Source organism: Leucobacter manosquensis (assembly GCF_018304845.1).
Lineage (GTDB): Bacteria > Actinomycetota > Actinomycetes > Actinomycetales > Microbacteriaceae > Leucobacter > Leucobacter alluvii.
This window is the reverse complement of the sequence record NZ_JAFEVO010000001.1, coordinates 834880-860181: the sequence shown is the minus strand read 5'-3', so window position 1 is coordinate 860181 and position 25302 is coordinate 834880. Positions and strand designations below refer to the sequence as shown.

Genomic DNA, 25302 nt, shown 5'->3' with positions numbered 1-25302 from the left:
TCTGTCCGACGCACCCGCTCACGAAGTCTGGCCGACCCTGGTCGGCGTCGATGCGGCGGTGCTCGGCGAACGGTACGCCGCGCATCGCGGTGCGCCTTCGGCAACCGTGTCGCCGGCAGTGCGCGGCCCCTTCCAGTACGGCGATCGCGTGCAGCTGACGGGGCCGAAGGGGCGTCTCAACACGATCACCCTCGTGCACGATGGCGAGTTCCACAGTCACCGCGGCGTCATCCCGCATGCCGATATCGTGGGCCGGCCCGACGCCTCGGTGGTCGCGAACAGCAGCGGTGAGGAGTACCTCGCGCTGCGTCCGTTGCTCTCCGATTTCGTGATGTCCATGCCGAGGGGTGCCGCGATCGTCTACCCGAAGGATGCGGCGCAGATCCTGTCGCTCGCCGACGTCTTCCCGGGAGCTCGTGTCGTCGAGGCCGGCGTGGGCTCCGGCGCGCTGTCGCTGCATCTGCTCAGAGGAGTCGGGCCGGAGGGTGCGCTCTTCTCGTTCGAGCGTCGCGACGAGTTCGCGGAGATCGCCACCGGAAACGTCGTCGCCTTCTCGGGCAGCGTTCCCGAGAACTGGACCGTGACCGTCGGAGACCTGCAGGAAACGCTGCCCGCCGTGTGCGCAGCTGGCAGCATCGATCGCGTGGTGCTCGACATGCTCGCACCGTGGGAATGCGTGGACGTCGCCGCCGATGCGCTCGCGCCCGGCGGCGTGCTCATCTGCTACGTCGCCACCGTGACTCAGCTCTCCCGCACGGTCGAGCAGATTCGCCGCAGCGGCGAGTTCGCTCATGCTCAGGCGTCGGAGACGCTCGTGCGCGGCTGGCACGTCGAGGGCCTGGCGGTGCGGCCCGATCACCGGATGGTCGCGCACACCGGCTTCCTGGTGACGGCGCGAAGGCTCGCGCCCGGCACCGTGCTGCCCGAACTGAAGCGACGCGCGTCGAAGAGCGATTTCAGCGAGACCGACCTCGGCAGCTGGCTGCCCGACCTCGGCCCAGAGGACGAGGCGCCGCCGAGCGCGGAGGTGTGGACACCGGAAGCGGTCGGCGAGCGGACGAAGAGCGACAAGGTGCTGCGCAAGAAGGTGCGTGAGACCCAGCAGTTCGCGCGGGAGCGCGGCGGCGAGCTCCCGGGCTCCGATTCCGCGGTGACCGACTGATCGCGCGGCGGCGAGGGTTCGGGCGCCCGTGATCGGACCGGTGGTCGCAGCGCCGGACGAGTACGAGGCGCGCATACGCTCAGTCGCGGTTCGATAGGATAGCGGGGTTCACGTCGGCTTCCTCGAGAGGTGCTCATGCTTCGTCGCATCATTCCCGCTACCGCTGCTGCTGCGCTGCTTCTCGCCGGGGTGACCGGCTGCAGCGCGCAGCAGTCGCAGGCGTCAGACTGCAAGACGACGCTGCAGCCGGGCGCTCTGAGCGATGGCACGACGGTTCTCGGGAGCTTCGGCGACGTCCCGGAGATCTCTGCGCCGGAGGATCTCGAGATCCTCTCCACACAGCGCACCGTCGTCGAACACGGCGACTCCGATGGCTACGTGGCCGAGGAGCAGTCGCTCGTCGGGGTCAATATGGCCTTCTTCGACGCGGCCACAGGCGACGCCCTCTTCCAGAGCGAGGGGTTCACGGATCCCTCGCAGCCGCCGCAGCCTCTGCTCGTCGCCGAGGAGACCGCGAACCCACTGAGTGAGGCGGTGCGATGCTCCGTCCCCGGCGATCGCATCGTGCTCGCGCTCTCGCCAGAGGAGAGCACGCAGCTCGGAGGTCAGCTCGGCGCGACCGGAGCGGACGCGGTCGTGGGCGTGGTGGACGTGGTGTCGACGGCTCCGACCGTAGCGGAGGGTTCGAAGCGCGGCCTTCCCAATGGCTTCCCAGCAGTGGTCACCGACGAAGAGGGTCGTGTCGGCGTCGTGCTGCCGCCCACCGAAGCACCCGCAGGCACGACCTCGGCAGTGCGCATCGCAGGCGAGGGAGCGGAGGTGACTGCCGACGACAACGTCATCGCGCAGGTGCTCGCCGTCGGCTGGGACGGAATGGAGCAGGAGAACACCTGGGATACGGGGCTCAAGCTGCTCTACACCGAAGCGGACATCGCGCAGTCGGGGGTCACGTATCGTGCGGAACTGACGGGCAAGCCGATCGGCTCGCAGGTGGTCGTCGTCGAGAACGAGGGCGGCGCGAATGCCCGTGTCGTGGTCGTCGACATCCTCGGGGTCAGCTGATCGGCCATGCCGAGCAGCTCGGCAGCCTCTGAGGCCCCGGAACGGCGTTCGCGTTCCTCGGTGCCGAGCGAGCAGCGTCTCTTCAGCCTGGTCCTCGCCCTCGTCGTGAGCCCGTTCGGCGCTACGAAGCGCGAGCTCCTCTCCTCGGTCTATGGGTACGCCGACAGATATCGCCACGGCCAGCCGAGTGCCGCTCTGGAAAAGCAGTTCGAGCGCGACAAGGAACAGTTGCGCTCCCTCGGCATCCGGATCGACGCGTTCGAGGATCCGCAGGACGTCGGCAACAACCAGCTCATCAGGTACCGCATTTCCAAGGAGCGGCTGCAGTTCCCAGCCGATCTTCGATTCTCCGAGCGCGAGCTCATGCTGCTGCGGCTCGCGGCTCTCGCCTGGAGCGAGGGGAGCCTCAGCGCGGAGTCGCGCCGTGCCGCGATGAAGCTCGAAGCCCTGGGCGCCGGGCTCGATGTGCAGCATCTGGGCATCGCACCGCGACTCGGAACGGCAGAGGCCGCTGCAGCGCCGTTGCAGCGCGCGATCGATGCCGGGCGGGTGGTGCGCTTCGCGTATCGCTTACCGGATCGGGAGGCGCCGCTGATGCGCAGGGTTGCTCCGCTGCGGCTGCACCGCGCCGAGGGGCGCTGGCACCTCGTGTCGTGGGACCTCGAACGCGACGCGGCTCGCACGTTCCTCCTCGCCCGCATCGAGGGGCGCGTGCAGCAGTCGACTGAGGCATTCGACCCCGAGCTGCGGGTGCGCGCCGATGCGGCGGTGGAAGACCTCGAGCGATTGCGCTCCGACCGGCGCGCCGTGCTCTGCGTCCGTCGCGGAAGCATCGCGGAGGCTCGACTGCTCTCGCGGTCAGGGGATCAGGGCGACCTGCGGCCCGGGCGCTGCGGTTCGGGCGATCACGTCGAGCTCGAAGTCGGGGTGCTCGATCTCCACGTGTTCGCGGTCGAACTCATCGGATACGGAGCGGATGTATCGGTGTGCGAGCCGGCTCAGCTGCGCGAACTCGTCGTCGCGGGCCTCCGGCGCATCGCCGAGGTCCATCACGCACCGGTTGCACCGTCGGGGAATGAGCTCCAGCTCGATGCCCGACGTGACGAAGGGACGGCAGATGCGTAAACAAGTCCTCGCTCCGGAACGCGTGACCTTTCTCCTCTCGCTCGTCGCGTACCTCAGGGATACCGGTTCGGCGACAGTCGGGGAACTGGCGGAGCGCTTCTCGGTGCCGCCGGAACTCGTGCGCACCCTCGTCCGGTTCCTCGGCACCGCCGGTGTGCCAGGAGAGACGATGAACTATCAGGACGAGGATCTCTTCGACATCGACTGGGACGCGCTCGAGCAGCAGGACCTCGTCAGTCTCACGCGGACTGTGGCCGTCGATGATGCACCGCGTTTCGCTCCCATGGAGACGGCTGCCCTCATCGCGGGACTCCAAGCACTCACGAGCATGCTCGGTCCGGAGGACGCAGCGCTCGCCAGAGCCACCGCCGAGAAACTCGGCACGGCGCTCGGAGCGACTCCGGAAGCGCCGATGTCGGTCACGGACGGGCCCGGCGATGCGCGGGTGCCGGAACTCGTAGCCGCCATCGAGGAGGGGCGAGCAGTCTCGTTCGTCTACCGCGACGCCTCCGGTTCGGACTCCCGTCGCACGGTGCGGCCGCAGTCGCTCACGCAGGGATCGGGCACCTGGTACCTGCGCGGGTACTGCTTCGAACGCCTGGCGGATCGCACCTTCCGGGTCGACCAGATGCGCGAGCTCGAACGTGCGGAAATCCCGGGCGCCGCAGGTGCAGCGCCCGATACCGCGGACCCGCCCGGATCGGACGCGCCGCTCGTACCGGCGCCCGACGCGGTGCCGCCCGCCACCGCGGCCGAGCGACCAATGGCGCACGAAGGCCCGGTGCACATCACCGCGCGAGTGACAGAGGCGGCACTCGCGCCGCTCGAAGGCTTCGCCCCAGAGGTGCTCGAACAGATCGAAGACGGGCGCTTCCGGGTGCGAGTCGAAGCCTGGCATCGAGGTACGGCAGTGCAGATCGTGCAGGTGCTCCCCGGCGGCGTGGAGATCGAGTCGCCCGACTGGGCGCGGGCGTCGGTGCGCGAGTGGACGGAACGCGCGCTCTCGGCGTACGGCGGCTGAGTGTTCCTGGCGCGGTGCGGCGACCGCTGAGATACACTGAACCAATGGCTAACCAGGCTCGCAAGCGGCGAAGTCCCGATGGGCGGATGAGCCTCGGCGAGCACCTCATCGAGTTCCGCAAACGACTCTTGATCTCGGCCGCCGCGATCGTGATCGCCCTCATCGCCGGCTGGTTCTTGTCGACGTGGGTGTGGGAGATGCTCCGCAAGCCGATCAACGATCTCGAGATGCAGGGCCGTGATGCGATCATCTCGTACGGCGACATCTCGAGCGGCTTCGACACCAAGGTTCAGATCGCGCTCTTCATCGCGGTGCTCATCGCGTCGCCGGTGTGGCTCTACCAGGTCTGGGCGTTTCTCGCCCCGGGTCTGACGCGACGCGAGAAGCTCACCGGGGTGGGATTCATCGGTGCCGCGGTACCGCTGTTCCTCGGCGGCGCGTATGCCGGCTGGCTGGTCCTCCCGAATATCGTCCGCCTCATGGCGAGCTTCCAGCCGGAGGAGGACGCGTTCTATCTCACGGCGCGCAACTATCTCGATTTCGCGATCAAGCTCCTGCTCGCGGTGGGCGTCGGCTTCGTGCTCCCGGTGCTCCTGGTGATGCTCAACTTCATCGGAGTGCTGCGCGGCGCGGCCATCATCCGGAGCTGGCGAGTCGCGATCCTCGTCATCATTCTCTTCGCGGCCATCGCGACACCCGCGGCCGACCTGATGAGCATGTTCTTGCTCGCGGCGCCCATCATCGTGCTGTACTTCGCGGCGGCCGGCGTCGCACTGCTGCACGACCGCAGGGTGGACAAACGCCGGTCCGCCGAGCTCGCCGAGTACGACCTCGACGACGACACCGGACGGGAAGCCGAGCGCGGCGACGCCGACCGCACGAAAGGACGCCGATGAGCATGCCTGACCCCGGCGCGAGTCGGGAGGAGAGCGCGCTCGACGCGTTCTCGGCCCGTCTCGAGTATCCGCTCGACGCGTTTCAGCGCACGGCGTGCGAACGCCTCGAGGAAGGCAGAAGCGTGCTCGTCGCGGCTCCCACCGGGTCGGGCAAGACGACGGTCGCCGAGTTCGCGGTGTACCTCGCCAGGCGGGAGCGCGACGCGCGGATCTTCTACACGGCGCCCATCAAGGCGCTCTCGAACCAGAAGTTCCGAGAGCTCTGCGACGAGTACGGCGAAGACGAAGTGGGTCTGCTCACCGGCGATGTGAATCTGCGCTCGAACGCTCCGATCATCGTGATGACCACCGAGGTGCTTCGGAACATGATCTACGCGGGGTCCGACGCCCTCGACGATCTGGAATTCGTCGTGCTCGACGAGGTGCACTACCTCGGCGATCGATTCCGAGGCGCGGTGTGGGAGGAGATCATCCTCCACCTGCCGCCCGCCGTGCGACTCGTGTCGCTGTCGGCGACGGTTTCGAACGCGGAGGAGTTCGGCGACTGGATGCACGCCGTGCGCGGCGACACCGACGTGATTCTCTCTGAGCACCGGCCGGTGCCGCTCTACCAGCACGTGCTCACCTCCCGTGCGCTCCTCCCGCTCTACGTCGATCGGGCGGGCGAGCTCGCGACTGGCGGGCGGGTGAATCCGGAGCTGTACGCGCTCGACCGCAGAGGCGGATGGCGTGACCGCGACGGCGACCGTGAGCGGGGCCGCGGGCGGGGAGCGCTCGCGGGCGGCCACCGGCGCGTCGAAGCCGTCGCATCTCGCGATCCGACATCGCTCGCGCACTCGACGAGACGGATCTCGTGCCGGCGATCGTCTTCATCTTCAGCCGGAACGGATGCGATCAGGCGGTTCGTCAGTGCCTCATGGAGGGCATCACGCTGACCAGCCGGGAGGAGCGCGACGAGATTCGTCGCATCGCGCGCGCAGAGGTCGCGGGGATGAGCGACGAGGAGCGTCGTGTGCTCGGCGTGCGCGAGTGGCTCGCTGGCTTGGAGCGCGGCGTCGCGGCGCACCACGCCGGCCTGCTTCCGGCGTTCAAAGCCGTCGTCGAGCGGCTCTTCCAGCGGCGACTCGTGAAGCTCGTCTTCGCCACCGAGACGCTCGCCCTCGGCATCAACATGCCCGCACGCGCCGTGGTCATCGAGCGCTTGGATAAATTCAACGGCGAGCAGCGGGTGCCGCTCACCTCCGGAGAGTTCACCCAGCTGACGGGTCGCGCCGGTCGGCGCGGGATCGACGACGAAGGTCACGCCGTTGTCGTGTGGAGCGACGACGTCGATCTCGAAGCACTCGCCCATCTCGCCGGAGCCAGGTCGTTCCCCGTGCGTTCGAGCTTCCGTCCCACGGCCAACATGACTGTGAATCTGCTGCAGCGCATGGACCGGGCTCACGTGAGGGAGATGCTCGAGCTCTCGTTCGCGCAGTTCCAGGCCGATCGCGCCGTCGTCGATCAGGCCAGGGAACTGCGCGCGGAGCAGGAATCACTGGCCGGCTACGATGCGGCGGCGAGCCGTGCGCAGGGCTCCGATCGGAAACGATGGGAGGATCGCGCTCGCAAACTCCGGCGTCGCGTGGAGCGCGGCCGGCGCCAGATCGCTTCCCGGACGGGCACGATCGCCCGTACCTTCGACCGGGTCGTCGACCAACTGCTCGAACTCGGCTATCTGGAAGCCGACCGCACACGCGAGCCGAACGTCACTCCGTGGGGCAACCTGCTCCGGCGGATCTACGGCGAACGCGATCTGCTCGTCGCCGAGTGCATTCGCGAGGACGCATGGCGCGGGCTGGACGCCGCGGGACTCGCCGCGATGTGCTGCGTGCTGAGTTACGAACCGCGGCGGGACGACGACGGGGAGGAGCGTCTGCCTGGCGGAGCTGCCTTCGGCGCCGCCTATGATCGGGTGCTCGACATCTGGGTGCGACTCGACGACCTGGCAGAGCGATCGCGGTTGCCGCGGAGCGAGATGCCGCACGCCGGCCTCGCGAAGACGATGCACGCCTGGGCGACCGGGCGACCGATCGAGCTGGTGCTCGAAGCCGCCGGGATCGGAGCTGGTGACTTCGTTCGCTGGGCGAAGCAGACCATCGATCTGCTCGACCAGGTCGCGCAGGCGTGCGAGGCGGCCGTGCTGGACGATGTGGACGCTGATCGACTCGGTGCGCTCGCTCATCTCGCCCGCGAGGCGAAGCGGGGTGTGAAGCGGGGCATCGTCGCAGCGTCGAGCACTTCGTGAGTGCGACGAATGCGGGGGCGCCGACCGAGCGCTCGATGCTGGTGCGCACCGACGCGAACGGAACGCGGGCTCTGCGCTGGTACGCCTCCGTGATCGCGGCGGTCGCCGGGGGCCTTCTGCTCGATGCCGCGACGCCGGGCTTGAGCTGGTGGCCGCTCGCGTTTCCCGCAGTCGCGCTCGTGTGCGCGGCGGTCTGGCAGCAGCGCGCGCGATGGGGGTTCCTGGTCGGCGCCCTTGCGGGCGCTGCGTTCTGGATGCCGCACATCGGCTGGCTGACCCTGTACCTCGGCCCGATTCCCTGGGCGGCGCTGTGCGCTCTGATGATCCTCTGGTTCGGGCTCTTCGGCGTCGCAGCGGCGGTCGCGACACGGGGGCTCCGCCGGATCGCGATCCTGCGCCGCAGCGCTGCGGCGCTGGCCGGAGCGCAGGCGGCGTCGGTCGCGGGCCTCTGGATGCTGCGGGAGCAATTGCAGGGCGCGATTCCCTACGGTGGTTTCGCGTGGGGTCGGCTCGCCACAACGCAAGCCGATGGGCCGCTCTTGCAATCCGTCTCCTGGCTCGGATTCGCTGGTCTGTCCGCCCTGCTAGCCTTCGCGAGCGTGGTTCCGGTGGCGGTAGCGCTCGTCGCCCGCGACCGCGGCGCTTCCGTGCGGCCGGTACTCGTCGGAGTCGCGGCGTCCCTCGCGGTGCTGGTCGCGCTCGCGGCATTGCCGGCGGCTCCGCTCGAGCAGTCGGGCACACTGCGCGTCGCTGCCGTGCAGGGCAACTCGAAATCGGGAATCTTCGACGATCGCGAAGCGGGCGGCGTGATCCGCGACCATTTCACCGCGACCGAAGAGCTGCTCGATCGCCTCGAAGCGGAGGGGCGAACGGTGGACGTCATCGTCTGGCCGGAGAACAGTGCGGAGTTCGCCGCACCGGACCAGCTCATTCGAAGTCAACGACTCGCGAAGCTCGCCGAGCGCGCAGGCGCGCCGATCGTCGTCGGCACCGTCCTCGCGAACGAAGACGGCACGTACAGCAACAGCTCGCTCGTCTGGAACTCCGAGGGGCCCACTGACGCCCGATACGACAAGCGGTACCCGGTCCCGTTCGCGGAGTACATGCCCAATCGGCCGTTCTTCCGCGCTATCGTGCCGGATCTCGTCGACCTGGTGCAACTCGAATACGCGCCCGGCACGCGCCCCTCGGCGCTGGAGGTCGACACGTCGGCGGGAGTCATCCGGGCTGGCATCGCGATCTGCTTCGACATCATCTTCGATCCGCAGGCGGTCGCGATGGCGAGCGACGGGGCGCAGGTGATCTTCGCGCAGACGAACAACGCCGATTTCGGGCGGACCGATGAGAGCGCTCAGCAGCTGGCCATCGCCCGCACCCGCGCGGTGGAGATGGGTCGTGCTGTCGTCAACGACTCGACGGTCGGCACGAGCGCCGTCGTCGCGCCCGACGGTCGGAGCCTCGACGAGCTGCAGCCGTTCACGCGCGACGCGATGGTCGCCGAGGTGCCGCTGGTCGAGGGCCTCACTCCGGCCCTCCGGTTCGGGGGCGCGACCGCCTCGGTCGGGGCGCTCGTCGGCGTCCTCGGCCTGGCGGGAGGGGTCTTCGGGCTCGTACGCGCTCGACGCGTGTCACGACACGGCTAGATCGAGGCGCGCGGCCACGTTCGATCGCCCGAGAAGCGGCTACTGAGCGGAGCCGCGTCGCGAGCGCAGCAATCGCAAGCGCTCCTCGAGCAGTTCTTCGAGTTCTTCGCGACTGCGTCGCTCGATGAGCATGTCCCAGGGTGTGCGCTGAGAGGACTCTTTCTCCTCGAACTCGGCCCTCGCGGCGCGGCCCGCCTCGTCGTCCAGGAATCCGACCTCGCCGCTCTTCTGGTCCACCCATTCGGCGGGCGGCTCGGCATCAGCGTCGAACATGATCGTGAATCGGACCCCGCGGTCCGTGAGGTACTCGACTGAACGGCGGGGGGAAAGCTCGACGCCTTCTTCACCCTGCAAACTGGTCGCGCCGATGCGCGTCCCGCGGAGTGTTCGATCGGCCATGTGGAACCCCCTCATGTCTGACGCCCACGTTGCCGGGGCGCCGTGCCTCCTCTTGCAGGGTACCCGCCTGCGGTGCCCCGGCGATAGCCCCGACCTGGGCAACTGCTGGCCGTCCAGTACCCTGGGACGACGGTTATCACCACGATTGAGGAGTACATGTGACCCAGATTCTCGAACCCGGCAGCCTCGCCGGCCGCCGCGCGCTCGTCACGGGATCATCTCGCGGCGTCGGTGCCGACACTGCGCGCTACTTCGCGCAGGCGGGTGCGGACGTGGTCGTCAACTTCCGGAACAAGGCGCCGCGCGCCGAGAAACTCGCTGCGGAGTTCCGCGAACTCGGCGTGCGTGCGCTCGTGCAGGGTGCAGATCTGACCGACCCGGATTCCGTGCAGGCCATGATGGCGGCCGTGCGGGAGGAGTTCGGCGGACTCGACATCCTGGTGCTCAACGCCTCCGGCGGCATGGAGAGCAATATGGGCGAGGACTACGCGCTGCGTCTCAACCGCGATGCGCAGCTGTCCGTGCTCGACGCCGCGCTGCCGTTGATGGGCGAGGGGGCGCGTGTGGTGTTCGTCACGAGTCACCAGGCTCACTTCATCCGGACGACTCCGACGATGCCGGAGTACGTGCCCGTGGCCGAATCGAAGCGAGCGGGCGAGGATGCACTGCGGGAACTCATTCCCGAGCTCGCTGCGCGAGGCATCGGGTTCACGGTCGTGTCGGGCGACATGATCGAGGGGACGGTGACGGCCACCCTGTTGAACCGTCTGAACCCCGGTGCCATCGAAGCGCGGCGCGAAGAGGCGGGCAAGCTGTACAACGTATCGGAGTTCGCGGCAGAAGTGGCGCGCGCGGCGGTGGATCCGGTTCCGGACGACTACACGCGCCTGGTGGGTGACACGAGCAGCTTCAACGCCGAGGCGTAAGCGCGGGGCACGAGCGCGGTGTTCGATATCTGAGCGGCCGAGAGGGTCGAATCCGATTATCGAACACCGCGTTCTGCGTGTCCCGGCTGCACGGCGGCCCCGCCGTGTTTCAAGAGTGTTTCGCGTCGGAGTCGCGTGCGGCAAAAGTCAATAACTTCCGTCATAAATTCGGCAACAGATGGCGCGCCTCCGAATACGGGGCACAAGATGCGAGCAGCCGCGTATTTCGTCGAAGAAACGAAGTGCTACATTCGGAGCTCAGCCACCGCCCTGCCGCCCGGACCGCCTCTGGACTCGCGCGAGCAGCGCGGCTTCGTACCGGGACCGACGACGTCCCGTCGACCGAGAGGACGTCGATGCCCGAGCGCTCGCCGAATTCCCATCCGGTGCACCCCTCCATGCCGGGATCGGCCCTCCCGAGCGCCGTCGGACTCTACGATCCTGCGGATGAGCGCGACGCATGCGGGCTCGCCTCCGTGGTCGCGCTGACCGGGGAGGCCAGCCACGACATCATCGAGATGGCGCTCGAAGCGCTCGAGCACCTCGAGCATCGAGGCGCGGTGGGGTCCGATGCTGGGACGGGAGACGGCGCCGGCATCCTCACCGACCTTCCGGACGCGCTGATCCGCGAGGAGCTCGCCCGCCTCGATCCGCACCTGCATCTGCCAGAGCCCGGCGCGTACGCCGCGGGGCTGGCGTTCCTCCCGCAAGCATCGACCGAGCGGCGTGCCACGCAGTACCGCATCGCCGCCATCGCGGCGGAGGAGGGACTGTCGGTCCTCGCATGGCGCCCGGTCGCAGTGCGACCCGATGTGCTCGGGGAGAGCGCACGCGTCGCGAGTCCGCTCATCGAACAGCTGGTGCTCGTGCCGGCTGCCGCAACGGCGCTCTCGGCCGACCAGCTCGAACGCCGAGCCTTCCGAGTGCGCAAGCGCGTGCAGCACGAGACGGGCAGCTACCTGCCTTCGCTGAGCTCCCGGACCATCGTGTACAAGGGAATGGTCACCACCCTGCAGTTGCCCGGCTTCTACGCCGAGCTCACCGATGCTCGTTTCACGAGCCGCTTCGCCATCGTGCACTCCCGGTACTCCACGAACACCTTCCCCTCATGGCATCTCGCGCAGCCGCTGCGGCTCGTCGCGCACAACGGCGAGATCAACACGGTGCGGGGCAATCGCAACTGGATGCGGGCGCGCGAAGCCCAACTGGCCTCCGAGCACATCGGAGACATCGAGCCGCTGCTCCCGATCTGCTCCGCCGGAGGCAGCGACTCCGCGAGTTTCGACGAGGTGCTCGAACTGCTCGTCATGGCGGGCCGCACGCTGCCGCACGCACTGGCGATGATGGTTCCAGAGGCGTGGGAATCCGAGCCCGGCATGTCGCCGGCTCTCGTCGACTTCCTCGAGTACCACTCGCTCGTCATGGAACCGTGGGACGGACCCGCCGCGATGATCGCGACCGACGGGCAGGAGCTCGTCGCACTGCTCGACCGCAACGGCCTGCGACCGGGACGCTACCTCGTCACCTCCGATGGCATGCTCGTGATCGCGAGCGAGACCGGCGTACTCGACATCGCCCCGGAGCGCGTCGTGCGGCGCGGCCGTCTGCAGCCCGGTCGCATGCTCGCCGTCGACCTCGCGAGCGGCGTCATTCGCGACGACGAGGCGGTGAAGTTGGAACTCGCGGCCGCCGCGCCGTGGGGCGAGTGGCTCGCAGAGGGGCGGATCCGGCTCTCAGAGCAGCCGGAACGCGAGCACCTCGTGCATCCGCCGGCATCGATCGAAAGACGCCAGCGCACGTTCGGCTACACCGAGGAGGAGCTTCGCGTGCTCCTCATGCCCATGGCGCGCGACGGCATCGAACCGCTCGCGGCCATGGGAACGGACACGCCGATCGCCGCGCTCTCCGACCGGCCGCGCCTCGTCTTCGACTACTTCGTGCAGCAGTTCGCCCAGGTGACGAACCCGCCGCTCGACGCGCTGCGCGAAGAACTCGTCACCAGTCTCCGCGCGGGCATGGGGCCGCAGGAGAACCTCCTGAGCCAGTCCGCGGAGCACGCGCGCCAGGTGATCCTCGACTTCCCGGTCATCGACAACGATTCACTCGCCCGCATCCAGCACTTCGGCGACGACCCGGAGCGAGAACGAGCCGTCACCCTTCGCGGCCTGTATCAAGTCGACTCCGGGGCCAGAGGACTGGCCGATCGCCTGGAGACGATGTGCCTTGAGGCGAGCGCCGCGATCGAGGCCGGAGCGGAGTTCCTGATCCTCTCCGACCGCGATTCGAACAAGGATCTCGCGCCCGTGCCGTCGCTGCTCGCCGTCTCGGCGGTGCATCACCATCTGATCCGAGAGGGCCTGCGCATGCGCGTCGCCCTCGTCGCAGAAGCGGGGGACGTGCGCGAGGTGCACCACGTGGCGGCGCTCATCGGATACGGCGCGGCAGCGGTGAACCCCTACCTGGCGATGGAGACGGTCGGGTTGCTCGTTCGCGATGGTTCGATTGCCGATCGCTCGGAGACCGATGCCATCGCCGGTCTCATCAAAGCGCTCGGCAAGGGCATGCTCAAGGTGATGAGCAAGATGGGCATCTCGACCGTCGCGTCCTATTGCGGAGCTCAGACCTTCGAGGCGATCGGACTCTCGCAGCAGCTCGTCGACCGCTACTTCACCGGCACGACCTCGCGCCTCGGCGGCGTCGGCCTCGACGTCATCGCGGCAGAGGTGGCCGTCCGCCATCGGGCGGCGTACCCCGACGACCCTGCGGCGAGCGCCCACCGCACACTCGAGACGGGCGGCGAGTACCGGTGGCGCCGCGGCGAGGAACCGCACCTGTTCGACCCGGAGACCATCTACCGGTTGCAGCACGCGACGCGCACCGGCCGACGGGACATCTTCTCGGCCTACACCGAGCGCGTCAACGCGCAGCAGCAGCGGCTGATGACCTTGCGCGGTCTGTTCCGGTTCTCGCCCCAACGGCCCCCGGTGCCGCTCGCCGAGGTCGAGCCGGTGAGCGACATCGTGAAGCGCTTCTCGACCGGGGCGATGAGCTACGGCTCGATCTCACCCGAGGCGCACGAGACGCTCGCCATCGCCATGAACCGGCTCGGGGCGCGATCGAACACGGGCGAGGGCGGGGAGGCCGAGGATCGTCTGCTCGATCCCGAACGGCGCAGCGCCATCAAGCAGGTCGCCTCGGGGCGATTCGGCGTCACCTCCATGTATCTGACCCACGCCGACGAGATCCAGATCAAGCTCGCGCAGGGGGCGAAGCCGGGTGAGGGCGGTCAGCTCCCTCCGACCAAGATGTACCCGTGGATCGCCCGCACGAGGCATGCGACTCCCGGCGTCGGGCTCATCTCGCCGCCGCCGCACCACGACATCTATTCGATCGAGGATCTGAAGCAGCTCATCTTCGACCTGAAGCGCGCGAATCCTTCTGCGCGCATCAGCACGAAGCTCGTCGCGCAGAGCGGCATCGGACCCGTGGCTGCGGGCGTGGCGAAGGCCCTCTCCGACGTCATCCTCGTCTCCGGGCACGATGGAGGCACGGGCGCGAGTCCGATGAACTCCCTGAAGCACGCCGGCTCACCGTGGGAGCTCGGGTTGGCCGAGGCTCAGCAGACGCTCATGCTGAACGGGCTGCGCGAACGCGTGGTGCTCCAGGCGGACGGTCAGTTGAAGACCGGGCGCGACGTCGTCATCGCGGCGTTGCTCGGTGCGGAGGAGTTCGGGTTCGCGACGGCACCTCTCGTCGTCTCCGGGTGCATCATGATGCGCGTCTGCCATCTCGACACCTGCCCGGTCGGCGTTGCGACGCAGAATCCGGAATTGCGATCGCGCTACACCGGACAGGCCGAGCACCTGATCAACTTCTTCCGCTTCATCGCCGAGGAGGTGCGCGAGATCCTCGCATCCCTCGGGTTCCGCTCGCTCGATGAGGCCGTGGGCGACACCTCCGCCCTCGACGTCGAAGAGGCGATCTCCCATTGGAAGGCCTCGGGTCTCGACCTCACACCCATCCTGCGGGGTCCGGTCTTCGCAGAGGGAGAGCCCCGGCGGCACGGGCGCGCGCAGGATCACGAGATCGATGCGCACTTCGACGGCTCGCTCATACGCATGGCAGCGGACGCGCTCGAGCGTCGGGAACCGGTCGTCATCGACCTGCCCATTCGCAACATCGATCGCGCTGTCGGCACCATGCTCGGCCATGCCGTCACGCGACGCTTCGGCGCGGAGGGGCTGACGCCGGAGACCATCGACATCACACTCACCGGTTCGGCGGGTCAGTCCCTCGGGGCATTCCTGCCGACCGGCATCACCCTCCGGCTCGTCGGCGACGCCAACGATTACGTCGGAAAGGGGCTCTCGGGCGGAGAAGTCGTCATCCGCCCGCATCCGGAGGCGGGCCACCCGGCCTCCGGCAACGTCATCGCGGGCAACGTCATCGGATACGGCGCGACCAGCGGATCCCTGTGGATCGCAGGCGTGGTGGGCGAGCGCTTCCTCGTGCGCGGCTCGGGGGCGACTGCGGTCGTCGAAGGTACGGGGGATCACGCGCTGGAGTACTTCACCGGAGGCTTCGCACTCATTCTCGGACCGACGGGCAGGAACATCGGCGCTGGGATGTCGGGCGGAGAGGCGGTGGTGCTCGATCTCGACCCCGCGCACGTCAACTCCGCAGAACTCACCTCCGGCTCGCTGATGCTCCAGAGCTTCGGCCGCGTCGGCGCGAGCGGGCCGGGCGTTCCGAGCGGCGAGGAAGCGGCGCTGCGCGCGAAGATCATCGACCTGGTGAAGCGTCACGCAGAACAGACGGGATCGAGCGTCGCGGCGGAACTGCTCGAGAGCATCGAACGCGACCCCGAGCGGACGTTCGCCCGGTTCACCCGTCTGATCCCGCGCGGCTACTCGCGCGTGCTCGAAATCCGAGTGCGCGCCGGCGAACAGGGGATTGACCCTGATGGAGACCGCGTCTGGTCTGAGATTCTGGAGGCGACTCATGGCTGATCCCCGCGGATTCCTGCAGGTTCGCGAGCGTGAGCTCGCTCCGAAGCGTCCCGTCGCATTGCGCCTGCAGGATTGGCGCGAAGTCGTCGATCCGGCCGATCCGAAGCTGGTCGCGAAGCAGGCCTCGCGCTGCATGGACTGCGGCGTCGCGTTCTGCCATCAGGGGTGCCCGCTCGGCAACCTGATCCCCGAATGGAACGACCTGATGTTCCGGGGGCGCGAGCGGGAGGCGATCGAGCGCTTGCACGCCACGAACAACTTCCCAGAATTCACGGGCCGGGCGTGCCCAGCACCCTGCGAATCAGCGTGCGTGCTCGGCATCAACCAGCCTGCGGTCACCATCAAGCAGATCGAGAACAACATCATCGATCAGGCATTCATGAACGGGTGGGTGGTCCCGCAACCGCCATCGCGCCTCAGCGGCAAGACCGTCGCAGTCGTCGGGTCTGGCCCGGCCGGACTCGCAGCCGCTCAGCAGCTCACCAGAGCGGGCCACACGGTGGCCGTCTACGAGCGCGATGAAGAGCCGGGCGGCCTGCTGCGCTTCGGAATCCCGGATTTCAAGCTCGAGAAGCACCTGGTCATGCGCCGCATCGAGCAGCTCAAGGCGGAGGGCACCCGTTTCCGCTGCGGCGTCGAGATCGGTCGCGACATGTCATGGAGCGAACTCCGCCGCAGGTACGACGCGGTGGTCGTCGCGACGGGCGCGACGGTCGCGCGCGAACTGCCCATCCCCGGTCGCGAGTACGCGGGCATTCTGCCGGCGATGCAATATCTCGCCGCGTCGAACCGTGTGCAATCGGGTGCGCTGGCCGCGACGCCCTTCGATGCCGCAGGCAAGCACGTCATCGTCATCGGGGGAGGCGATACCGGGGCCGACTGCATCGGCACCGCGAACCGGCAAGGGGCCGCCTCGGTGACGAACCTCGCCATCGGCAAGAAGCCCTCGGAGTTTCGCACCGCGGGCCAGCCCTGGCCCGTGCACCCGACGCTCTTCGAGGTCTCGAGCTCGCACGAGGAGGGCGGAGAGCGGCGATTCCTCGCCTCGACGGTGGAATTCGTCGGAAACGACCGAGGCGAGGTGAGCGGTCTGCGCGTCGCCGAGACCGGGTTCACGGAAACCGGGCGCGCGCCCCTGGAGGGCACGGAGCAGCTGCTCGCAGCCGACCTCGTGCTGATCGCGATGGGCTTCACCGGTCCGGAGGAGATCGAGGACCCGGCTCATCGGCTCGAACGCTCGCAACGAGGCGCCTTCGAACGGGGCCGCGACTATGCGACCGGCTTGCCCGGAGTCTTCGTCGCGGGTGACGCGGGACGTGGGCAGTCGCTGATCGTCTGGGCCATCGCGGAAGGTCGAGCGGTCGCAGCCTCGGTCGACGAGTACCTCACCGGTACAACGGTGCTGCCGAGCCCGGTGACCGCGCACGACCGCGCGTTCGCGTGATCGCACGTCGCGTCGGCCCGCGTCCGCGTGTCGGCGCGCGCGCACGCCTTCCGGCTGCGACTACGCTGGGCGGGTGCATGCAGAACTCGTCGATCGTCTCCGCGCCGACCTCCGGTCGGCGGCATTCTCCGCTGAGTCCGTGACGGCACTGCTCGGCGATTCCGCCGAGGGCGCGCGGCAGCGCGGAGTCTTCGCACCGGCTCGCCGAGCACTCATCGGACGGGAGGGCGAGCCCCTCGCGATCCTGGTGCGCTGCTTCCTGCTCGGCGCGGGTACGACACCGCGCGAACTCGACGTCGCGTTTCCCGAACTGCGGGCTGACGGCGCAGTGGCACTCGGCCTCGTGGGCGCCGCGCCCGATGAAGATGCGAGCGGACCTCGGTTCGACGCTGCGCTCTCGCTCAATCCTGTGCGCGTCTCCCCGGACGAGCACTGGGTCGTGCTCTCCGATCTCGACGACCAGTTGCGGCGTGCGCCCGCGCGCAGGGATCACGTGATGGGCGTGGGCGGAGCGACGCGCTCGTTGCTCGCGCAGGCGCCGTCGGCGCGAGTCGATACCGCGCTCGATCTCGGCACGGGGTGCGGCATCGTCGCCATGCATCTCGCCCAGCACGCAGACCGGGTCATCGCCACGGACATCTCGGAACGCGCGCTCTGGCTCGCGCGGATGAACGCCCGGTTGAACGAGGTCGACGGCCGCATCGAGTTCAGAATGGGGGATCTCTTCGCACCGGTGGAATCGGAGCGCTTCGACCTCATCCTGTCGAACCCGCCCTTCGTCATCACCCCTCGCACGGGCGACGCCCCGGTCTACGAGTATCGGGACGGCGGCCGCACCGGAGACGCCCTGGCGCAGTCCGTGATCGAGACGGCCCCAGCGTTCCTGCGACCAGGGGGGACCCTGCTCTGCCTCGCGAACTGGGAGTCGCCGTGGGGCGCGAACGGGCTCGCCCGCGTCGCGGAGTGGGTCGGAGCGGCCGCGGTCGCCGCGGGATCGCTGAACGCCTGGGTCATCGAGCGAGACCGGGTCGATCCGGCGAGCTATGCCGAGACCTGGGTGCGCGACGGGGGCGCACGGCCGGGCGAGCGCGCGTTCGAGCGGCTGCTCGCAACCTGGATCGATGACTTCGCTGAACGCCGCATCACCGCGGTGGGACTCGGCTCGGTGCGCGTGCAGCGCGTGTCGGGAGACGCATCCGCACCGCCGGTCGTCCACCTGGACACGGCGACCGGCGCGTTCTCAGATGCCGGAGGGCTCGGCGACGCACTGCAGCGAGCATTCGAGGTGAGCGCCGCCACGGCGCGCGCCTCCTCCGATGCTGTGCTGGAGACGAGATGGATGCTCGATGGGGCCGTGGCCGAGATCCGCGAGCACCAGCCGGGGGAGGAGTCGCCGCGTCGCATCACTCTGGAGACCGCGCGCCCGATCGCGCGCCGAGTCGCGGCGGATACCCTGCTCGCCGCAGCTCTCGGGGCCTGCGACGGCGAACTCTCGCTGCGACAGATCGCCGACGCTCTCGCGACCCTGCTCGACGTCGACGCCGCCGCCGCGCAGGAGGCTCTCGTGACCGGGGTGCGAGAGCTTGTCTGGTTCGGCATGCTCGCTCCGGGCGCGTGAGGCGGTGGCTGCCGCGCTTCGGGGCGCGACAGCCTCAGTAGACTGGTCGGGTGATGCGAACGATCGATCTCCGGGGCCGCGCGCTCTCCCGTGATGAACTGCTCAAGCTGGTGCCGCGCGCAGCGGTGAGCGCCGAGATCGCGGTCGAGCGAGTCCGCCCGCTCGTCGCCGACGTCGCCGCACGCGGCGAAGCGGCGCTGCGCGACCAGGCGCGCGAATTCGACCGTGTCGACGGACATCTGCTCCGCGTTCCGAGCGAGAGCATCGCCGACGCGCTGCGCAACTGCCCTCCGGCGGTCGAAGCGGCGCTGCGCGAACTGATCGAACGGCTGCGTCTCGGCTCCTCGGCCCAGGTGCCCGAGGAGCAGGTGACCCGGTTCGCAGATGGCGCTGTCATCCGTCAGCGGTGGCAACCGGTCAGCCGCGTCGGCCTCTACGCCCCGGGCGGCAAGGCGGCGTACCCGTCGTCCGTGGTGATGAACGCGATCGCCGCGCAGACCGCCGGGGTGCCGAGCCTTGCGCTCGCCTCGCCCGCTCAGGCGGACAACGCCGGCCTGCCGCATCCTGCGGTGCTGTGGGCTGCCGCCCTCTGCGGAATCGAGGAGGTCTACGCCATCGGCGGCGCCGGGGCCATCGCGGCCTTCGCGCACGGCGTCCCCGCCATCGGCCTCGACGCGGTCGACGTCGTCACCGGGCCGGGAAACGTCTTCGTCGCGGCCGCCAAGCGCGTGGTGACCGGTCTCGTCGGCATCGACGCGGAGGCCGGCACGACTGAGATTCTCGTCATCGCCGACGCCTCAGCCGAAGCCGGCTTCGTCGCAGCCGACCTCATCAGTCAGGCGGAGCACGACGAAGCCGCGGCGTCCGTGCTCGTGACCGACTCCGAGGAGCTCGCGCAACGGGTCGCCGCCGAGATCGCATCGCGCGCCGCGGCGACGCGACACGCAGGCCGGGTCGCCGAAGCGCTCTCCGGGCCGCAGTCAGGCATCGTGCTCGTCGACGATCTTCGCGAGGCCGCTCGCGTGAGCAACGCCTACGGTCCGGAGCATCTCGAGATCCAGACGCGCGACGACGCAGCGGTGCTCGCCGAGATCACCGATGCGGGAGCGATCTTCGTCGGCGGGTACACGCCTGTGAGCCTGGGTGATTACCTCGCGGGATCGAACCACGTGCTCCCCACCGGCGGTACCGCGCGCTTCGCGTCCGGCCTCGGCGCGCACACCTTCCTTCGACCCCAGCAGATCGTCAGCTACGACCGAGCTGCCCTCCGTGACCTGGAGGAGCCACTCCGTGCGCTCGCAGAAGCTGAGGGTCTTCCCGCACATGCCGACGCCGTCAGCGCGCGTTTCGAGACCGGAAAGAAGTCCAGCTGATGCACTGCCCATTCTGCCGCCACCCGGATTCCCGCGTGATCGATTCGCGTACCGCCGATGACGGCCTCTCCATTCGCCGACGTCGGCAGTGCCCCGAATGCGGTCGTCGATTCACGACCACCGAAACCGCCAGCCTGACCGTGATCAAGCGCTCCGGTGTTGTCGAGCCGTTCAGTCGCGAGAAGGTGATGAGCGGCGTGCGCAAGGCGTGCCAGGGGCGCCCCGTCACCGAGGCGGATCTCGCGGTGCTCGCCCAACAGGTCGAGGAGTCCGTGCGCTCGAGCGGTATCGCGCAGTTCGACGCGAACGAGATCGGCCTCGCGATCCTGCCCCACCTGCGCAAACTCGACGAGGTCGCGTATCTGCGCTTCGCCAGTGTCTATCAAGCGTTCGAATCGCTCGCCGACTTCGACGCCGCGATTGAAGAGCTCCGCACCCGCCCGAGCGGATCGGCCGTGCGCGGCCCGCGCTCCGAACCACACGAGGGGGAGTGACCGCGATGCGCTGGTACCCGATTCTCTTCAAGACCGTGCTGAGCCGAATGGACCCCGAGGTAGCCCACCACTGGGCGTTCCGCGTGATCCAGGCAGCGCCGATCGCCGGCGGTCTCATTCGCCGGCTCTGCGGTCCGGACCCCGTGCTGCGCGTGCGCGCACTCGGAACGACATTTCCGAGTCCTTTCGGGATCGCGGCCGGGTTCGATAAGAACGCGACGGCGATCGACGGCCTCGGACTGCTCGGATTCGGGCACGTCGAGGTCGGCACGCTGACGCGACATGCCCAGGACGGAAATCCGAAGCCGCGCATGTTCCGGCTGGTCGGCGATCGTGGCCTCGTGAACCGCATGGGATTCAACAACGGGGGTGCTGCTGCCGCGGTTCCCCGCGTCGAGCGTGCGCGCATGGGACGTCGACGCCCCATCATCGGTGTGAACATCGGAAAGAGCCGGGTCACCGAAGTCGAGGACGCGGTCGCCGACTACGTATGGAGCGCGCAGCGTCTCGCTCCCGTCGCCGACTATCTCGCGATCAACGTGAGTTCTCCGAACACGCCCGGGCTCCGCGGCCTGCAGGAGCTCGATCTGCTCGAACCGCTGCTGAGCGCGGTGCGCGACGCCGCAGGCAGCACCCCGTTGCTCGTGAAGATCGCTCCCGACATGGAGGACGAGCAGATCGACGGCATCGTCGCGCTCGCACGGCGGCTGGGTCTCGACGGCATCATCGCGACGAACACGACGGTGTCGCGAGACGGCCTGCAGGCGTCAGCGGCTGAGATCGATCGGATCGGTGCAGGCGGGCTCTCAGGCGAGCCGCTCCGAGACCGTTCGCTCGAGGTACTGCGCCGCATCCGGGCGGTCGAGCCCGATCCGGGCTTCTGCGTCATCGCCGTCGGAGGCGTCGAGAGCGCCTTCGACGTGCTCGAACGGCTGCGCGCCGGCGCAACCCTGGTGCAGGGGTACACCGCGTTCCTCTATACCGGCCCGATGTGGGCGCGCAGCATCAATCGCGGGTTGGAGCGCGCCGGATTCCGGGGGAGCGGCGCACCCGCCGACACCCGCTAGCTGGGGAACGCTCCGCGCTTCACCACGGCCTTCGGAGCGCGGAGCGGGCGGAACTGGAAGGCGCGCATCGCCGCGTACCACCGGAACCCGGGCTGCACGCGGTCCTCGCCGAACTTCTCCGACAGCTTGCGCTTGAGACGCATCCCCAGGAAGACCGCGTCGAGCACGGCGAGACCAACGAACGCCCAGATCACGAACAGGCTGATGACCTGCACGGTGCCGGGGATGAAGGTCATGACGAGCACGACGAGCATCATCGGGATCAGCATCTCGCCGACGTTCCAGCGGGCGTCGACGTAGTCGCGCACGAACCGGCGCTGCGGCCCACGATCGCGCGGTCCCAGGAAGCGCTCATCGCCCTGCATCATGCCTACGCGGGCGCGCTCGCGCAGCTCTGCCTGCTGACGGCGCTGCTCCTTCATCGCGGCTTTATCGCGCGATCCGACGATCGGACGGGCGTTCGCGGCCTCCGCCTGCTTGCGCGACGGCGTCGGGCGTCCTTTTCCGACGACGGCTTCACTGCCGTCCGTTGCACCCTGCTCGTTCGCAGCGCCCTTCTGAGCCACGCAGATCCTCCCGTTCCGGGCGCTGTGCGCGCCGCCTCTCCCGGCGTTCGCCGAAGACTTCTAGCGTACCGCGACTTGGTCGCCCCGCCGCGCCCGAGCGGTAGACTGGAAGCAGAACGATCACGACGTGAGCAAGGAGTTAGGCATGAGCACCGACACGATCGCACCAGAGGGCGCTTCCATCACCGCAGAGCCTGCGCACGGGGTGCAGCTGAGCGCTGATGCGCGCGACAAGGTTCGCAGCCTGCTCGCCCAGGAGGGGAGGGACGACCTCCGCCTCCGCATCGCGGTGCAGCCCGGCGGCTGCTCCGGATTGATCTACCAGCTCTTCTTCGACGAACGCGAGCTCGAGAATGACGCCGTGGTCGATTTCGACGGCGTCGGAGTCGTCGTCGACATGATGAGCATCCCCTACTTGAACGGGGCGACCATCGACTTCGAGGACACGATCCAGAAGCAGGGATTCACGATCGATAATCCGAACGCGCAGGGGAGCTGCGCCTGCGGCGACAGCTTCAGCTGACCGCGCAGCGGGATGCATCGGCGACCGAAGATGACGACACCCCTCGGTGGTTCGGGGAACCGTCTCGTTCGCGCTAAGCTGTCAGGGAGTCATCAGCTTCGTTCGCATGCGTGCGGCGAAACAACGTTTTCGAAAGGTATGCGGTGCGTTCCAATCGTCGAATGAAATGGGTCGCAGCCCCGGTGGCGCTCTCCGCAGCGCTGGTCCTGGCTGGCTGTACCCCCGAGCAGCAGCGAGGCTTCCTCCCCGCTGGCTCCGAAGGGGCAACGAACCTCACTGATGGAGTGACTGGCCTCTGGGTCACCTCCTGGATCGTCCTGCTCGCGGTTGGTGTGATCACGTGGGGATTGATCATCTGGGCGACCATCGCCTACCGTCGCCGCAAGGGCCAGACGGGGCTTCCCGTTCAGCTTCGGTACAACATGCCGATCGAGACGTTCTTCACCGTCGTGCCCGTGATCCTCGTCATCGGCTTCTTCGCGTTCACCGCGCAGGAGCAGAGCAAGATCGAGGCTCGCTACGACAACCCCGAGAACGTTGTCGAGGTGCTCGGCAAGCGCTGGTCGTGGGACTTCAACTACGTCGACGATGACGTCTTCTTCCAGGGCATCCAGGTGCAGACCGACGGTGACGGCGAGGCCGAGGCGGAAACGATGCCCGTGCTCTACCTCCCCGTCGACAAGACCACGGAAATCCGGCTCGAGACCCGCGACGTCATCCACTCCTTCTGGGTGGTCGAGTTCCTGTACAAGAAGGACATGATCCCCGGCCAGACGAACTACATGAGCTTCACCCCGACCAAGACGGGAACGTTCATGGGCAAGTGCGCCGAGCTGTGCGGCGAGTACCACTCCATGATGCTGTTCCAGGTCAAGGTCGTCGAGCAGGACGAGTACGACGCGTACATCGAAACGCTCCGCGAGGCCGGCAACACCGGCCAGGTGACCGAGGAGTACAACCCGAACCAGGATCACTTCGAAGGTGACCAGGCCAAGGCTCAGAACGAGTAACGAGGGATAGCAAGAAGATGAAGAAGGGCAATGTCATTGTCTCGTGGGTGACGTCCACGGATCACAAGGTGATCGGATACATGTATCTGATCAGCTCCTTCGTATGGTTCCTGGTCGGCGGCCTCATGGCCCTCGTGATCCGTGCGCAGCTGTTCGCGCCCGGGCTCGAGGTCGTGGCCACCAAGGAGCAGTACAACCAGCTGTTCACCATGCACGGCACGATCATGCTGCTCATGTTCGCGACGCCGCTGTTCGCAGGGTTCGCCAACGTGATCATGCCGCTGCAGATCGGTGCTCCCGATGTCGCGTTCCCGCGGCTCAACGCTTTCGCCTTCTGGCTGTACACCTTCGGGTCCCTCATCGCCGTCGGCGGATTCCTGACGCCCCAGGGCGCTGCGTCGTTCGGCTGGTTCGCGTACGCTCCGCTCTCCGATATGACGTACTCCCCGGGTGTCGGCGGAAACCTCTGGGTACTCGGACTCGGCGTCTCCGGCTTCGGCACGATCATGGGTGGCGTGAACTTCATCACGACGATCATCACGATGCGCGCTCCGGGCATGACGATGTGGCGCATGTCGGTGTTCACCTGGAACACGCTCATCACCTCGATCTTGGTGCTCCTCGTCTTCCCGGTGCTCGCAGCAGCGATGTTCGGCCTCGCCGCCGACCGCATCTTCGGCGCTCAGATCTACAACGGAGAGGGCGGCGCCATTCTCTGGCAGCACCTCTTCTGGTTCTTCGGGCACCCCGAGGTGTACATCATCGCGCTCCCGTTCTTCGGGATCGTGTCGGAGATCTTCCCGGTGTTCAGCCGGAAGCCCATCTTCGGGTACAAGACGCTGATCTACGCGACGATCGCGATCGCGGCTCTGTCGATGACCGTATGGGCGCACCACATGTATGTGACCGGCTCCGTTCTGCTGCCGTTCTTCGCACTGATGACGATGTTGATCGCGGTCCCGACCGGCGTGAAGATCTTCAACTGGCTCGGCACGATGTGGCGCGGTTCGATCACGTTCGAGACTCCGATGCTCTGGTCGCTCGGCTTCCTCGTGACCTTCATCTTCGGTGGCCTCACCGGCGTGATCCTGGCGTCGCCCGCACTCGACTTCCACCTCTCCGACACGTACTTCGTGGTGGCGCACTTCCACTACGTGGTCTTCGGCACGGTCGTGTTCGCAATGTTCGCCGGATTCTACTTCTGGTGGCCGAAGTGGACCGGCAAGATGCTCGACGAGCGTCTCGGCAAGATCCACTTCTGGGTGCTCTTCATCGGCTTCCACACCACGTTCCTGGTGCAGCACTGGCTCGGCGTCATGGCAATGCCCCGCCGCTACTACACGTACCTGCCGTCGGACGGCGTGACGTGGGGCAACCAGCTCTCCACGGTCGGCGCGATGATTCTCGGCGCATCGATGATCCCCTTCCTGTTGAACGTCTACCTCACGGCGCGGCGCGCGCCGAAGGTGACCGTCGACGATCCGTGGGGCTACGGTCGGTCGCTCGAGTGGGCGACGTCCTGCCCGCCGCCGCGACACAACTTCACGTCGATCCCGCGCATTCGTTCCGAGTCTCCTGCCTTCGATCTCAACCACCCCGAGATCAGCGGCGTGGAACAACCGGTACGGCAAACCGAGCGCGAGCTCGCTGAAAAGCAGTGAGCTGAGGAGTAACGAG

General features: G+C 68.0%; 18 protein-coding genes and 1 pseudogene. 17 read left to right on the top strand and 2 right to left on the bottom strand.

The features are described 5' to 3' along the window. Positions 1-106: 106 nt before the first annotated feature. The 7 genes and pseudogenes from JSQ98_RS14980 (at position 107) to lnt (ending at position 9196) form a co-directional block, all read left to right on the top strand. The gene (locus JSQ98_RS14980; protein WP_346728810.1) at positions 107-1162 is read left to right on the top strand and encodes a tRNA (adenine-N1)-methyltransferase; all 1056 of its coding nucleotides are present in this window, start codon (positions 107-109) and stop codon (positions 1160-1162) included. Between the two features lie 135 nt (positions 1163-1297). Beyond that, positions 1298-2224 carry a peptidylprolyl isomerase gene (locus JSQ98_RS03970; RefSeq protein WP_211648459.1) on the top strand — a complete coding sequence of 309 codons (927 nt, stop codon included), beginning with the start codon at positions 1298-1300 and terminating at the stop codon, positions 2222-2224. A 6-nt stretch (positions 2225-2230) separates the two neighbouring features. Then, the gene (locus JSQ98_RS03965) at positions 2231-3349 is read left to right on the top strand and encodes a helix-turn-helix transcriptional regulator (RefSeq protein ID WP_200328763.1); all 1119 of its coding nucleotides are present in this window, start codon (positions 2231-2233) and stop codon (positions 3347-3349) included. Then, entirely contained in the window at positions 3342-4370 is a 1029-nt protein-coding gene (locus JSQ98_RS03960) for a helix-turn-helix transcriptional regulator (protein ID WP_211648457.1), read from the top strand. Before JSQ98_RS03965 ends, JSQ98_RS03960 begins: the two co-directional genes overlap by 8 nt. A gap of 44 nt (positions 4371-4414) precedes the next feature. Continuing rightward, positions 4415-5266, top strand: a complete 852-nt coding sequence (gene tatC, locus JSQ98_RS03955; protein WP_211648456.1) for a twin-arginine translocase subunit TatC — start codon at positions 4415-4417, stop codon at positions 5264-5266. Beyond that, positions 5263-7553, top strand: a pseudogene (locus tag JSQ98_RS03950) (DEAD/DEAH box helicase). The gene tatC and the pseudogene JSQ98_RS03950 overlap by 4 nt, the downstream one beginning before the upstream one ends. Beyond that, positions 7550-9196: an apolipoprotein N-acyltransferase gene (lnt, locus tag JSQ98_RS03945; protein WP_346728710.1), complete on the top strand. Its 1647-nt coding sequence runs from the start codon at positions 7550-7552 to the stop codon at positions 9194-9196. The pseudogene JSQ98_RS03950 and the gene lnt overlap by 4 nt, the downstream one beginning before the upstream one ends. Before the next feature lie 39 nt (positions 9197-9235). On the opposite strand, the gene JSQ98_RS03940 is transcribed toward lnt, so the two are convergent. Further along, positions 9236-9595 carry an RNA polymerase-binding protein RbpA gene (locus JSQ98_RS03940; protein ID WP_090149102.1) on the bottom strand — a complete coding sequence of 120 codons (360 nt, stop codon included), beginning with the start codon at positions 9593-9595 and terminating at the stop codon, positions 9236-9238. A 158-nt stretch (positions 9596-9753) separates the two neighbouring features. On the opposite strand from JSQ98_RS03940, the gene JSQ98_RS03935 reads away from it, so the two are divergent. From JSQ98_RS03935 to JSQ98_RS03905, 7 genes are all read left to right on the top strand, one after another. After that, a complete protein-coding gene (locus tag JSQ98_RS03935) occupies positions 9754-10521 on the top strand; it encodes an SDR family oxidoreductase (RefSeq protein WP_211648455.1) in 768 nt (255 codons plus the stop codon). Between the two features lie 356 nt (positions 10522-10877). Next, positions 10878-15530, top strand: a complete 4653-nt coding sequence (gltB, locus tag JSQ98_RS03930) for a glutamate synthase large subunit (protein WP_211648454.1) — start codon at positions 10878-10880, stop codon at positions 15528-15530. After that, entirely contained in the window at positions 15523-16974 is a 1452-nt protein-coding gene (locus JSQ98_RS03925) for a glutamate synthase subunit beta (protein WP_211648453.1), read from the top strand. The genes gltB and JSQ98_RS03925 overlap by 8 nt, the downstream gene beginning before the upstream one ends. 73 nt (positions 16975-17047) lie before the next feature. Continuing rightward, complete coding sequence (locus tag JSQ98_RS03920) at positions 17048-18592, top strand: class I SAM-dependent methyltransferase (RefSeq protein WP_211648452.1); 1545 nt, start codon at positions 17048-17050, stop codon at positions 18590-18592. A gap of 53 nt (positions 18593-18645) precedes the next feature. Next, positions 18646-19965 (top strand): histidinol dehydrogenase, encoded by a 1320-nt coding sequence (gene hisD, locus JSQ98_RS03915; protein WP_211650395.1) that lies wholly within the window; start codon positions 18646-18648, stop codon positions 19963-19965. Next, positions 19965-20459, top strand: a complete 495-nt coding sequence (gene nrdR / locus JSQ98_RS03910) for a transcriptional regulator NrdR (RefSeq protein ID WP_090149082.1) — start codon at positions 19965-19967, stop codon at positions 20457-20459. Before hisD ends, nrdR begins: the two co-directional genes overlap by 1 nt. A 5-nt stretch (positions 20460-20464) precedes the next feature. Further along, positions 20465-21526, top strand: coding sequence for a quinone-dependent dihydroorotate dehydrogenase (locus tag JSQ98_RS03905; RefSeq protein ID WP_211650394.1), 1062 nt, complete (start codon positions 20465-20467; stop codon positions 21524-21526). Here JSQ98_RS03905 and JSQ98_RS03900 read toward each other — a convergent pair. Next, the gene (locus JSQ98_RS03900) at positions 21523-22092 is read right to left on the bottom strand and encodes a DUF3043 domain-containing protein (protein ID WP_090149080.1); all 570 of its coding nucleotides are present in this window, start codon (positions 22090-22092) and stop codon (positions 21523-21525) included. The two genes, JSQ98_RS03905 and JSQ98_RS03900, sit on opposite strands and share 4 nt — an antisense overlap. A gap of 145 nt (positions 22093-22237) precedes the next feature. On the opposite strand from JSQ98_RS03900, the gene JSQ98_RS03895 reads away from it, so the two are divergent. From JSQ98_RS03895 to ctaD, 3 genes are all read left to right on the top strand, one after another. Next, on the top strand, positions 22238-22615 hold the full coding sequence (locus JSQ98_RS03895; protein WP_090149077.1) for a HesB/IscA family protein: 378 nt from the start codon (positions 22238-22240) through the stop codon (positions 22613-22615). Positions 22616-22776: 161 nt separating this feature from the next. Continuing rightward, complete coding sequence (gene ctaC, locus JSQ98_RS03890) at positions 22777-23625, top strand: aa3-type cytochrome oxidase subunit II (RefSeq protein ID WP_090149074.1); 849 nt, start codon at positions 22777-22779, stop codon at positions 23623-23625. A 17-nt stretch (positions 23626-23642) separates the two neighbouring features. Then, complete coding sequence (ctaD, locus tag JSQ98_RS03885) at positions 23643-25286, top strand: aa3-type cytochrome oxidase subunit I (protein ID WP_090149070.1); 1644 nt, start codon at positions 23643-23645, stop codon at positions 25284-25286. Positions 25287-25302: the final 16 nt, after the last annotated feature.

Excerpts from the sequence above, each read along its gene's own strand:
- JSQ98_RS03970 (WP_211648459.1), top strand. The coding sequence starts at position 1,298 with ATGCTTCGTCGCATCATTCCCGCTACCGCTGCTGCTGCGCTGCTTCTC.
- JSQ98_RS03965 (WP_200328763.1), top strand. The coding sequence starts at position 2,231 with ATGCCGAGCAGCTCGGCAGCCTCTGAGGCCCCGGAACGGCGTTCGCGT.
- JSQ98_RS03960 (WP_211648457.1), top strand. The coding sequence starts at position 3,342 with ATGCGTAAACAAGTCCTCGCTCCGGAACGCGTGACCTTTCTCCTCTCG.
- tatC (WP_211648456.1), top strand. The coding sequence starts at position 4,415 with ATGGCTAACCAGGCTCGCAAGCGGCGAAGTCCCGATGGGCGGATGAGC.
- JSQ98_RS03940 (WP_090149102.1), bottom strand. The coding sequence starts at position 9,595 with ATGGCCGATCGAACACTCCGCGGGACGCGCATCGGCGCGACCAGTTTG.
- gltB (WP_211648454.1), top strand. The coding sequence starts at position 10,878 with ATGCCCGAGCGCTCGCCGAATTCCCATCCGGTGCACCCCTCCATGCCG.
- JSQ98_RS03925 (WP_211648453.1), top strand. The coding sequence starts at position 15,523 with ATGGCTGATCCCCGCGGATTCCTGCAGGTTCGCGAGCGTGAGCTCGCT.
- hisD (WP_211650395.1), top strand. The coding sequence starts at position 18,646 with ATGCGAACGATCGATCTCCGGGGCCGCGCGCTCTCCCGTGATGAACTG.
- nrdR (WP_090149082.1), top strand. The coding sequence starts at position 19,965 with ATGCACTGCCCATTCTGCCGCCACCCGGATTCCCGCGTGATCGATTCG.
- JSQ98_RS03905 (WP_211650394.1), top strand. The coding sequence starts at position 20,465 with ATGCGCTGGTACCCGATTCTCTTCAAGACCGTGCTGAGCCGAATGGAC.
- JSQ98_RS03895 (WP_090149077.1), top strand. The coding sequence starts at position 22,238 with ATGAGCACCGACACGATCGCACCAGAGGGCGCTTCCATCACCGCAGAG.
- ctaC (WP_090149074.1), top strand. The coding sequence starts at position 22,777 with ATGAAATGGGTCGCAGCCCCGGTGGCGCTCTCCGCAGCGCTGGTCCTG.
- ctaD (WP_090149070.1), top strand. The coding sequence starts at position 23,643 with ATGAAGAAGGGCAATGTCATTGTCTCGTGGGTGACGTCCACGGATCAC.